The following is a 12372-nucleotide window of genomic DNA, read 5'->3' as shown; positions in this document are numbered from 1 at the left end:
AAAACAGCATGAAAAATTTAATTACCCTTTTAGTAGTAGGGATCATCAGCCTTACAACCAATTCACAAATAACTATCGAGAAAAACATCGATTTCAAAAATCGATATATTGATATGGCACTCAAATTTGCTTCGAATATCGAAGTTAAAACATGGGACAAACCATCTATCTATGTAAAAGCGAATATTAGTATGGCAGAGGAAAAATACCTGAACATGTTTCAAGTAACAGTCGATGAAAGCGATTCAAAAATTGAAATCGGAGATAATTCTGAATCTATATTCAAAAAAATATGGGAAGATCGAGAAAAAGTATCCGGCAAAAAACAGCATTATTTTAACGTGGGAGATGAATATGAATTTGATTATGTGATCTATGTTCCCAAAAATGCCAAGTTTAGAATAAGTAGCATTAATGGCAACTTAAAATCCGATATTATTGAAGGAGATTTTGAAGCAGACCTCATCAATGGTAATATTGCAATAGCCAACTATTCTGGAGAACTGAACTTAAAAACAATTAATGGTGAAATAGATCTTCAAATGGTAAATACAACTTTGGTTGCAGAGACCATACATGGTAACATTTTTGCCGATGAAAAGTTGAAATTCACTTCTGATGACCGAATGGTGGGACAAAAAATAGAAGGCAGAACTCAAAATGCTAAGAACAGTCTACGTCTAAACACCATTAATGGCAATATGTACCTTCGATTATAATGTGTTTGTTGCTAGAGTTCTTTCAAATCAGGTTCTTGAAAAAGGAATATAACAAAAGGGCCCATCCTATTACTAAAAGCAGACCTCCAATAGGGGTAATAGGTCCTAAGAACCTCATCTTGCGCCCTTTTGCAGCACTTAGGCATAGGCCATAAATACTGAAGGAAAAAAGAAACGTACCGATCAAAAAACAATACATCATGTTTTGTTCCAAGGCAGTTTCCAAGTTAAAGTTGAAACTCAACATCACTATCAAAAGGGCATGGTACATTTGATATTTAATACCAGTCTCAAAACTGTTAAGCTGCTCGGCCGTAAATGTTTTTTTTAGCACATGAGCACCAAACGCACCAAAGATTACAGCCAATAAACCATAAAGAGTACCAACCAATTGAGCGAGTAAAACCATACCTTAATTTTTGACAAAGATACTTTCATTTTCTCAGTCTTTTCTTAGCTTTAAGCAATAGGTTTATGGGATAGTAACATGCAAAAATTATCCTATTTTTAAGACACTTATATGAGTTAAATGAAATATCGAATTCTTCTTATAGCTGTTTTACTGATTAACACCCTATCATTTTCATGTAGTTCTTCAAAGCAAACCACCACTTCTCATTCAAATTTTAAAGAGGAACTAGATGAAAAGAATAGAACGAATCTTAGCTTACTCGATCGTTTGGTGCAATTACCGGGAATAATTAAAAGAAATGGTGTTCCTGTATTTACTAAAAGCTCCGGCTCCTTTGGTAGTTCAGAGACGCAACAACCGCTTTATATTTTAGACGGTTATGAAATTGGGAATTCCTTTTCCTCATTAAATGAAGCCGTTAAAAGTTTCAATGTGAAGAAAATCATAGTTTTATCAAGTGCTGATGCAGGTATGTATGGAACAAGGGCCGCCAATGGGGTAATTGTAATTACAACATACAAATAAGCATTAGCTCCTTAGCCTATGTTGAGAACTAATTTTATTCCTTAAATTAAAACGTAGAACCACTATTGCAACATAATGTTTAGTTCCATATTTGAATTTAAGATGAAGGCACATTCATCAAATTTAGGGGGACCGAACATTTTCATCTTTCCTCGAGAAAAAGCGATTTCCTCTTTAGGAATACCGAACATATTCGTATCCAAATTTTTATTTCCGTTCGCATCATGAAAAATGGCTACGGCGTAATTGCCGTCGGGTAAATCCTCAATTTCAATGGTTGTCTTACCCTTCACCGCTTTCTGGGAGCCAAACTTGAACACCTCATCATACTTTAAAAATGAGCTTTCATTTGAATAAATGGCAAAGCAAACATTTCCATCATCGGACTTAACTCCGGCTACATGTAAACTAAGGTTATGTTGTGCTAACATTGAGTTCGAAACGGTACCAAAAAAAAGTACCATTAATAGTTTTATAACTTTCATTTAAAAAAATCGATTTAACGAGGAAGATTCAATTTTGATGCCAATTTTAATATATAATCATATGAAAAGTATACTTGCAGCATTTTTTAATCATAAACATTAATTTGGAACTTTATGTGATTGTATTTTAGAGAGAATATCATTTTTAAGGTCGGTAGTTTTGACCGAATCTTTTAAATTGAAATAAACGTATAGTGAATCATTATATACCAATTTCAGTTTCTGATGATTGATATTATCTACAAAGACATGTACCTTTTTATCGGTAAGTGAATCCTTGAATTCTCTAAAGAGGCCCTTTTCCTTTTCAAGTGCCGAGAATCCGTTCAGCCGTATCATGGGCGGAATTCTTTCCACAAAAAACACACTGTCCAAATCTTTAAACGGGATGGCCACATGATAAAATCCAGATGTTAACTTTAGGGCTTGCTGATCACTTTTTATCCAATTTTTATAGTGCAAAGCCAGTACCGAAATGCAAAGGATTAGAGTGATTACCAATATCACATTCCAAAACCGAAGATTTCTACTAAAATTCATGAGTATATTTGAAAGTTACTATTTGCGTTCTATTCGTTTAAACGCATAAAATCTACTTAAATTACTGGAATACTAAAAAACATATCCCCATTCGTTTTCTAGATTAAATTCGAATACAAATCCTATCCCAAACCAACATCAAGGGTCATCATAATGATAAAACCTCCAATGAACCCCATGGTAGCGATATCTGTATATTTATCTTGTTGGGTCTCTGGAATGACCTCTTCTACGACCACAAAGATCATAGCTCCTGCCGCAAAAGAAAGTGCATATGGTAAAATGGGCTGAAAGGTCATAACGGCCCAAGCACCAAGAACCGCGGCAATGGGTTCTACCAATGCCGATGCTTGCCCGAACATAAAACTTTTGGTTCGACTTAACCCTTGTCTACGCAATGGCATGGCCACTGCAAAACCTTCCGGAAAGTTTTGAAGACCAATACCCAAGGCCAGCGCAACGGCACCACCGATGGACGCACCTTCAAAACCTGCTGCAACACCTCCGAACAAAACACCCACCGCTAAACCTTCTGGAATATTATGTAAGGTAATGGCCAAAGTCAAAAGTGTCGTCCTGTGCCACGGCGTTTTTACACCTTCTGCCTCGCTTTCCTTAAAATTGATGTGCAGATGGGGTAGAATTTTATCCAATCCGAAGATAAAAAGTGATCCCATTAAAAAACCTACAGCTGCCGGTATCACTTTAACGAATCCCGCGCCAGGGCTCATTTCAATGCCCGGGGCCAACAAGCTCCAAAAACTTGCAGCGACCATTACGCCACCTGTAAACCCGAGCATGCCGTCTAAAACGGCCCTGTTCATAGTTTTAAAGAAGAAAACCAAACCAGCACCCAAGGCCGTTAACCCCCAAGTAAAAAGGGTTGCATAAAATGCCGCAAGAACTGGGTCTATAGACTCAAAATAGGCAATAATCGATTCCATGATTTTTTATTTTCTGTTATTTCAACCCTTTACTCATCTCCAATTTCCAAGTACAGGTTTGCTGCTATCTGTTCTGAAATTCTTATTTTTCCTGCACTCGAATTTAACGTAACCGACCCGTCAAACTCCTCCCTGTCTAAAATTGTGAACGTGTCTCCCAACGCTATTTTGTTCTTGTCCAAAAATTTCAGGAAAGCCGCTGATGAATCATTCACACCCACACAAACACCCCGACTTGAAACAGGAAGTTCACTAATCAGTTTTTTGACGGACTTTTTAAAAGTTCCATCCTTCGATGGAATAGGGTCACCGTGCGGATCTACTTTTGGATATCCAAGATGTTTATCCAACTTATCGATTAACGCCTCACTTTTAATATGTTCCAGTTGTTCAGCCACTTCGTGAACTTCGTCCCAAGAAAATTTTAAGGTATTCACCAAGAAAACTTCCCAAAGGCGGTGTTTCCTTATAATGGAAAGGGCCACTTTACGCCCATCATCCGTAAGAGAAACTCCTTTATATTTCTTGTAGTTTACCAAAGATTTATCAGATAACTTTTTAACCATATCTGTTACAGAAGATGGTTTGGTGTGCATCTGCTCTGCAATGGCGTTGGTAGAAACAGATTTTTTCTCTGTTTCACTTAAATGGTAAATCGTCTTTATGTAATCTTCTTCCGATAAGGTCATCTCAACGTAGTATAGTTACAAAAGTACATTTTTATATGTAAAAACAATTTTTTAGTTTTATCTAAATATTCATTTAGATGTTTAAAATTATTTTTTTAGCCTTTTCTTTACTTATTTGGAATATTGCCTATACTCAAGAAGTTACCACCTCTGGAACGATTACTTCCAATGGTGAACCCTTGGCATTCGTTAATGTTTATTTAAAGAATACCCAAATTGGTGCGTCTTCAAATGAAGCCGGATATTATATCCTTAAAGGGGTACCCTCAGGAAAATACACACTTATTGCCTCTACCCTAGGTTACAAGACTTTTAGTACGGTACTGAATATTCATGAAAAAAAAGATGTATTGCTTGACATCAATCTTGAACCCACCACAGAATCTTTAGATGAGATGGTGATTACCGGGACCTTAAAACCGGTGAGCCGACTGGAAAGTCCGGTACCGGTGGAAGTGTACAAACCCACCTTCTTTAAGAAGAATCCAACGGCGAATATTTTTGAAGCGTTGCAGAACGTCAATGGGGTACGGCCACAAATCAATTGCAACGTTTGCAATACCGGCGACATCCATATCAATGGCCTTGAAGGGCCTTATACCTTGGTTCTCATAGATGGGATGCCCATCGTAAGTGGTTTGGGTACCGTTTACGGGCTATCTGGAATACCCAATTCGCTCATCGAACAAATTGAAATCGTAAAAGGCCCCGCCTCAACCTTGTACGGTAGCGAAGCCGTGGGCGGACTTATTAACATCATCACTAAAAACAACCTTACCGCTCCTGAATTCTTTGCGGATAGTTTTATGACCGATTGTGGTGAATACAATCTGGATATCGGGACGAAAGTAAACTTCGGCAAGAAGACCAACACGCTCTTAGGGGTCAATTACTTTCGGTATGACAACCCTATAGACAACAACGGGGACAATTTTACCGATTTTACCCTACAAGACCGGATCTCCATTTTCCAGAAATGGAATTTCCAAAGGAAGGATGCCCGAATATTTTCCCTTGCCGGGCGTTATTTTTATGAAGACCGATGGGGTGGAGAGCTACAATGGACCCCAGAATTTAGGGGAGGGGACGAAATCTACGGTGAAAGTATCTATACCCGAAGGTGGGAGGTCCTCGGCAAATATCAGCTTCCAGTGGAGGAACAACTCCTATTGTCCTTTTCCTACAATGACCACAGTCAAAATTCGGTTTACGGCGATGTTCCCTATCTGGCAGATCAACGCATCGGATTTGGGCAGCTCACCTGGGACAAATCCTTCGCGAAACATAGTATGCTGTTCGGAACCGCTATCCGCTATAATTATTATGATGACAGCACCCCAGCCACAAGCAACGCCAATGGTAACCAACCGGACGAAGTCATTATTCCCAGTTTTTTTGTACAGGATGAAATCGCATTTTCCAGTAAAAATTCTCTGTTGCTAGGAGCGCGCTATGATTATGACCAACGTCATGGTCATATCTTTACCCCAAGGGCGGCGTATCGTTATAAGTTTACGGATAACGACATTTTAAGGTTAAACGCCGGAACCGGTTTTAGGGTGGTCAATCTTTTTACCGAAGAACATGCCGCCTTAACCGGTGCCCGCGATGTCATCATTGCAGAAGAACTAAAACCTGAACGATCCTTTAACCTCAACTTGAATTACCTTAAAAAGATATACGGAGATAACGGTACGTTCGTGGGGCTGGACGCTTCCATCTTTTACACCAATTTTCAAAACGTTATTATTCCCGATTATGAAACCAATCCCAACCAGATCATTTATGACAACTTGAACGGCACCTCCATTTCACAGGGTGTAAGCGCCAATCTCGATGTGGCCTTTTCGAACGGACTCAAGATTATCCTAGGGGGTACCTACCAAGATGTAAGCAATACCGAAAATGGCATACGCAGAAGGCAGCTATTGACCGAAAGTTTTTCAGGTACTTGGAGTTTAGCCTATACCCTTAGGCCGTGGGACCTCATCATTGATTATACCGGTAATATATACGGACCGATGCGTTTACCCACTTTAGGTGAAAATGATCCTAGAAATGAATTTTCACCCACATGGAGCATACAGAACATTCAGTTCACCTTTACTGGATTACAGGGTTTTGAAATCTATGCAGGCGTTAAGAACCTATTGGATTGGACTCCCAACCGGGGAAATCCCTTCATTATCGCCCGAGCGAACGATCCTTTTGACAAGGAGGTTACCTTTGATGTCAACGGAAATGCCGTTGCCACGACCAATAACCCTTATGGACTAACCTTTGACCCCACGTATGTGTATGGACCCAATCAAGGCATCCGATCTTTTGTAGGTCTTCGCTACACCATAAACTAGCCCTAAAAAGACCACGGGGATTTCGTATTTTTGAATCCGCTGAAAGGACCATTCAGCTGCATCTTGAGAAATTCATGAACAATTACGATTATATCATTATCGGCGCCGGTGCATCTGGCCTTTTACTAGCGGATGCTATTGGAAGGGATAATTACTTTTCGGATAAAAAGGTGTTACTTCTTGATAAAGATGCAAAATCCGTGAACGACCGTACGTGGTGTTTTTGGGAAAAAGGCAAGGGCCAATTTGAATCCATTTTGAACAGGACCTGGGATAAGATCCATTTTGAAGGAAAGCAAATTTCAAAAAAAACGGATATCGCCCCGTACCAGTATAAAATGATCCGGGGTATCGATTTTTATAATCACTATTTAAACCGGATTGCCCACTACCCCAACATTGAATTTAGACAAGAGGAAGTTCTTGACCTTTCCGAAACCCTCACATCGGTAAGCGTAAAAACCACCAAGGGAAGCTACACGGGCAAGTACGTATTCAACAGTATTTTTAATTACCAAATGGCCACCCAACAGTCGAAATACCCTGTTCTTCAACAGCATTTCATCGGTTGGACCATCAAAACGGAACATCCGGTATTTGTACCGGATCAAGTGACCTACATGGATTTTTCAGTTCCCCAGAAAGGAAATACGAGGTTCATGTACGTTTTACCCTTTAGCGAGACGACGGCGCTCATCGAATACACCTTATTCTCTAAAGACCTATTGAGAAAAGAGGAGTATGAAAACGCGATCAAAAACTATATCTCGTCAAAGTTTACTACGGAATCCTACGAAATACTGGACACGGAGAAAGGAAGCATCCCAATGACCTGCTATGACTTTAGGGAGCTCCATACCAACAGGGTACGCTATATAGGTACCGCCGGAGGTTGGGCCAAACCGAGCACTGGGTACACCTTAATGAGCACTTCAAAAAAAATCCCAAAATTAATTGCTCTTTTAAAACAGGGAGAACCCGTGAAAAAGTTGAAATTGAAGAACAAGTTCTGGTACTACGATCTATTGTTCTTGGATGTGCTTTATACCGATAATGCGAAGGGACATCAAATATTCGAGGATCTATTCAAAGCGAGGAGTCCACAGTTGGTATTTAAATTCCTTGATGAGGAAACCAATATCTGGGAGGACTTCGCTTATATTAATTCTTGCCCTAAAGTTCCTTTTACTAAAGCCTTTTTTAGACGGCTTTTTAAACTTTTCGGTTCATCAAATCTTCACCAAATCGCCTAAGAATCTCCTTCTTTTCTTCTGAAATGTCAAGTTTATGTAAAATATCAAAGGCCCTTTCGGTGTAATCTACGATTGCGGCCTGGGTAGCTTCATCGGCTTTGGTTTTTCTAAAAATGGCCTTTACCGCACTTACTTTGGTTTCGGTTTCTTTGGGCCGAATGGAATACAAATGCTCCAGTTCTTTCCTAATTTGATCAGAACCCGAATTCATGGCCCTTAAGTACAGATATGTTTTCTTGTTTTCGATAATGTCTCCCCCAACCTGTTTGCCAAAGGTCTTAGGATCTCCGAATACATCTAAATAATCATCTTGAAGTTGAAAGGCGATACCAAGGTTCAGTCCGAAATCGTACATCTCCTCCTGCGCCTTTTCAGAGGCCCCGGCCACTATAGCTCCCATCTTCAATGCGGCAGCCACTAAAACCGCTGTCTTGTACTCTATCATTTTGAGGTACTCGGGCAACATGACATCATCCCGGGCCTCGAAATCTACATCGTACTGTTGGCCTTCACAAACCTCTAAAGCTGTTTTACTGAAGAGCATCGCCAATCGTCTAAAGACTGAGGGTTCATAATTCTCAAAAAGCTGATAGGCCATGATCAACATGGCATCTCCCGATAAGATACCCGTATTGACGTCCCATTTTTCATGAACTGTGGCCTCTCCCCGACGAATGGGCGCATCATCCATAATGTCATCATGGACCAACGAAAAATTATGGAACACTTCTATAGCCAAAGCGGCGTCCAAGGCTTTTTTATGGTCGGTGTCAAAAATTTCGGCCGTCATCAAAACCAATACGGGCCGCAGTCGTTTTCCCCCCAAACCTAAGATATATGCAATGGGCGCGTACAGATTTCGTGGCTCCTTCGTTAACTTTTTCGAGCTTAAATAATTGACAAACTCATTTCTATATTCGTTTATGGAAAGCATTTATGGAAAATTTTTTCAAAAATAAGATAAACCTTTAATAAAGTTCTCGAAAGTTACAACTGCCAACCAGTTTAAGTATAAATAAGATATTAAAAAGAATTTGGCTTGCCAGTTCTCATAATAATGAAGTAGCATTCAAAATTTAAAATTTATTACACTGGTAATTTCATACTTTAAAAATTATAACAAAACCACAATTAACCGCCTTATTTTAATATTTTCTCTTCATTAACATAAAATTTTGATAAATTCGCAACTCAACTTAAACAACATCTATATGAAGATTTTTAGCCGACCAGTGGTACTGTTGAAACATCGCTGTAAACCTTATTTAATTCTTTTTTTGGTTTTTTTAACCACATCATTTTCGTTCGCACAAACTACCATTTCAGGTACGGTCACCTCAGCTGCGGATGGTATGCCATTACCTGGTGTAGCTGTAATCGATGCCAACAATCCAACAAAAGGAGTTCAAGCAGATTTTGACGGAAATTATACCATAACACTGGATAATGGCAACACAAGCTTACGTTTTAGCTATATAGGATTTAAACCTGCTGTAGTTCCGATTAACAATCAGGGCACCATCAATGTTTCAATGGAAGAAGATGTTGCAAATCTGGAAGAAGTTGTGGTGGTGGGATACGGCACGCAAAAGAAGGCCACAGTAACCGGTGCAGTAACAGCCGTTCAAGGCCCTGTACTTGAAAGCTCACCTGCAATAAGTGTTTCCAACTCCTTAGCAGGTAGGCTGCCGGGGGTTGTAATTGTGCAGACCAGTGGAGAGCCCGGCAATGACCAGTCGACCATAAGCATACGGGGAACAAATACATTAGGAAACAACCAACCTTTAATTGTAATCGACGGTATTCCTGATAGGGATGGAGGTATTGCACGTATAAATGCTGATGATATTGCAAATATATCGGTGCTAAAAGATGCATCTGCCGCAATTTATGGCGCTAGGGCAGCAAACGGCGCAATCATCGTAACAACGAAATCTGGGACCCCGGGTAAAATGAAGTTAAATTATAAGGCTGATTTTGGTATTACCAGACCAACTCAGGTTCCACAAATGGCAAATGCAGTGGAATATTTGACCATTATGAACGAATTGGCTATTTATAATAGTAATATTCCCGCTAGTCAATGGAGTTCCGCTAATACTGCATTTCAGTCAACCGGAAGCTATACAATACCTAGTGATGGGGAAACTGTCAATGCAGCTTATAGTCCAGAAACCTTGAATGGTTTCAGAACAAACTCTGACCCATGGTTATATCCTGATACAGATTGGTTTGGTGCCACATTTCAAGATTGGGCAGAACAACAAAGACATAATCTTTCTATAAGTGGAGGAAGTGAAGATTTGACCTATTATGCGTCTTTAGGATACTCCGATCAAGGGGCCATCTATAAAAACTCTGCAAACCGGTATCAGCAATATAATTTTAGAATCAATACCGATGCCAAAATAAATGATTACATATCCGCTAAATTAATGATGGGATATCGAAAGGAATCAAGAACTTTCCCAACCGAAGGAGCAGGTGCCATCTTTAGAATGTTAATGCGCGGTAGGCCAAATGAACCTGCTATTTGGCCAAATGGATTACCAGGTCCAGATATTGAAAATGGTCAGCAACCCGTAGTTGTAACGACAAATGCTACAGGATATGACAAACAACCAACAGATTACCTTCAATTCACAGGTTCTGTAGACATCAAAAATCCTTGGGTGGACGGTCTGAAACTCACCTTAATGGCCGGTGTAGACCAGAGTCAACTACGTAGAAAATTGTGGCAAACTCCATGGGAATTGTACTCCCTTGATCGAGACAATTACATTAATACAGGAGTGCCAGTGCTTACAGGAGCTATTCGATCAAATTTTACAGACGCAAGATTACTTCAGTCTTCAAATAATGTTTTGAACACCAATCTAACAGCTTTACTGAATTATGATAAAATGATCGGTGACGATCATACCATTAACCTCTTGGCAGGTGTTACACGTGAAAACTTTCGAGGAGAATTCTTCTCCGCATTTAGACGGAACTACTTATCAACGGCCGTGGATCAAATAGGTGTCGGCGGTGAAACGGGTCAAGAAACTGATGGTTATGGGTATGACAGAACCCGTTTAGGATATTATGGACGCGCACAGTACAACTTTAAGGAAAAGTATTTAGCCGAGTTCATCTGGCGCTATGACGGATCGTACATATTCCCAGGAAACGATCGTTTTGGATTTTTCCCAGGTTTATTACTTGGATGGAACATCAACAATGAAGATTGGTTCAACACTAAAGCTTTTGACTATCTTAAACTACGCGCTTCCTACGGTGAAATGGGTAATGACCAAGTTTCCTTTGATACAAATGGCGATGGAACTATAAGTAGTGATGAATTACAAGAATATGCGTATTTATCCATATATGAGTTCGGAAAGTACCCTATTAATGGTCAAGTACAAACTACCTTGGCTGAACCTTTGTTAGCAAACCCAAGTTTCACTTGGGAACGCGCAAAAAACTTTAATGTTGGTCTTGATGGCATCACCTTAAATGGAAAACTAAGTTTTACCCTAGAATATTTCTTGAACAAAAGGGATCAGATCTTAATTCAAAAAACAGGCTCTACACCAGGTTCTTCTGGAATATCTGATTTACTTCCTCCCGTTAATGCCGGCAAAGTTAATAACGAAGGATTTGAATTTGCCTTGAACTATTACGGAGGCAATGTCGATGGCTTTAAATGGGATGTTGGCATCAATGGAGGTTATGCTAAAAATAAAGTTGTCTTCTTAGATGAAATTCCTGGTGCACCTGGTTATCAATTAAAAGAAGGCAAACCTATTGGTGCTTATTTAGTTTATGAATATGATGGTGTTTTTAAAGACGAGGCGGCCATAGCAAGCAATTCCTTAGATTATAGTGCTGTAAAACCGCAATTAGAACCTGGCGATATGAAATTCAAAGATATTAACGGAGACGGTGCTATAAATGATTTAGATCAGATCCGATTAGATAATAATCTAGTGCCTAATTTTAATTTCGGCGCCACATTTAATGCCTCTTACAAGAATTTCGATCTTTCAGTGCTCTTTCAAGGAGCGACAGGAGCTAAACTGCCCATTCAAACAGAATCGGGTGATATTGGTAATTTCTTAAAGTACAGCTATGATCATAGATGGAGTCCCGAGAACCCAAGCAGCGTTGATCCGAGATTGGCAAGTAGAGGTGATACCTATTATACAGGAGGAGATTATGGCAACAACACTTACTATTTATTCAGTAAAGACTATATACGATTGAAAAACGTACAATTGGCTTATAATTTTCCAAAATCGATGATTGAACAATTCGGTTTATCAAAATTCAGGGTTTATATGAGTGGCATGAATTTAGCTACATGGGCCGCCCAAGACATTTATGATCCAGAGTCCACTAGCAATAGCGGCCAGTTTTATCCCCAGCAAACAATTGTCAATACAGGTTTCAGTTTAACATTTTAA

Annotated in this window: 11 protein-coding genes; 5 read left to right on the top strand and 6 right to left on the bottom strand. The window is 39.5% G+C overall.

Annotated elements, in window-relative coordinates:
- The first annotated feature begins 8 nt into the window (after positions 1-8).
- Positions 9-719: a hypothetical protein gene (locus ACNR9Q_RS04555; protein WP_419213428.1), complete on the top strand. Its 711-nt coding sequence runs from the start codon at positions 9-11 to the stop codon at positions 717-719.
- A 22-nt stretch (positions 720-741) separates the two neighbouring features.
- On the opposite strand, the gene ACNR9Q_RS04550 is transcribed toward ACNR9Q_RS04555, so the two are convergent.
- Positions 742-1128 carry a DUF423 domain-containing protein gene (locus ACNR9Q_RS04550; RefSeq protein WP_419213427.1) on the bottom strand — a complete coding sequence of 129 codons (387 nt, stop codon included), beginning with the start codon at positions 1126-1128 and terminating at the stop codon, positions 742-744.
- A 120-nt stretch (positions 1129-1248) separates the two neighbouring features.
- On the opposite strand from ACNR9Q_RS04550, the gene ACNR9Q_RS04545 reads away from it, so the two are divergent.
- Entirely contained in the window at positions 1249-1656 is a 408-nt protein-coding gene (locus ACNR9Q_RS04545; protein WP_419213426.1) for a TonB-dependent receptor plug domain-containing protein, read from the top strand.
- 62 nt (positions 1657-1718) lie between these two features.
- On the opposite strand, the gene ACNR9Q_RS04540 is transcribed toward ACNR9Q_RS04545, so the two are convergent.
- The 4 genes from ACNR9Q_RS04540 to ACNR9Q_RS04525 form a co-directional block, all read right to left on the bottom strand.
- Positions 1719-2141: a DUF2141 domain-containing protein gene (locus ACNR9Q_RS04540; protein ID WP_419213425.1), complete on the bottom strand. Its 423-nt coding sequence runs from the start codon at positions 2139-2141 to the stop codon at positions 1719-1721.
- A gap of 99 nt (positions 2142-2240) precedes the next feature.
- Entirely contained in the window at positions 2241-2681 is a 441-nt protein-coding gene (locus ACNR9Q_RS04535) for a hypothetical protein (protein WP_419213424.1), read from the bottom strand.
- A 122-nt stretch (positions 2682-2803) separates the two neighbouring features.
- Positions 2804-3625, bottom strand: coding sequence for a ZIP family metal transporter (locus ACNR9Q_RS04530; RefSeq protein WP_419213423.1), 822 nt, complete (start codon positions 3623-3625; stop codon positions 2804-2806).
- A gap of 29 nt (positions 3626-3654) precedes the next feature.
- On the bottom strand, positions 3655-4314 hold the full coding sequence (locus tag ACNR9Q_RS04525; protein ID WP_419213422.1) for a metal-dependent transcriptional regulator: 660 nt from the start codon (positions 4312-4314) through the stop codon (positions 3655-3657).
- A gap of 77 nt (positions 4315-4391) precedes the next feature.
- Between ACNR9Q_RS04525 and ACNR9Q_RS04520 the strand changes: the two genes are divergently transcribed.
- Both ACNR9Q_RS04520 and ACNR9Q_RS04515 read left to right on the top strand, forming a co-directional pair.
- On the top strand, positions 4392-6668 hold the full coding sequence (locus ACNR9Q_RS04520; protein ID WP_419213421.1) for a TonB-dependent receptor: 2277 nt from the start codon (positions 4392-4394) through the stop codon (positions 6666-6668).
- Positions 6669-6742: 74 nt separating this feature from the next.
- Entirely contained in the window at positions 6743-7921 is a 1179-nt protein-coding gene (locus ACNR9Q_RS04515; protein ID WP_419213420.1) for a lycopene cyclase family protein, read from the top strand.
- Here the strand turns inward: ACNR9Q_RS04515 and ACNR9Q_RS04510 are convergent.
- On the bottom strand, positions 7881-8855 hold the full coding sequence (locus tag ACNR9Q_RS04510) for a polyprenyl synthetase family protein (protein WP_419213419.1): 975 nt from the start codon (positions 8853-8855) through the stop codon (positions 7881-7883). The genes ACNR9Q_RS04515 and ACNR9Q_RS04510 overlap by 41 nt on opposite strands.
- A 277-nt stretch (positions 8856-9132) precedes the next feature.
- On the opposite strand from ACNR9Q_RS04510, the gene ACNR9Q_RS04505 reads away from it, so the two are divergent.
- Positions 9133-12372 carry a SusC/RagA family TonB-linked outer membrane protein gene (locus ACNR9Q_RS04505; protein ID WP_419213418.1) on the top strand — a complete coding sequence of 1080 codons (3240 nt, stop codon included), beginning with the start codon at positions 9133-9135 and terminating at the stop codon, positions 12370-12372.

The organism is Maribacter sp. X9, from assembly GCF_048537565.1.
GTDB lineage: Bacteria > Bacteroidota > Bacteroidia > Flavobacteriales > Flavobacteriaceae > Maribacter.
Note: the sequence above shows the minus strand (reverse complement) of the source record. Positions and strands in the feature narration are given on the sequence as shown.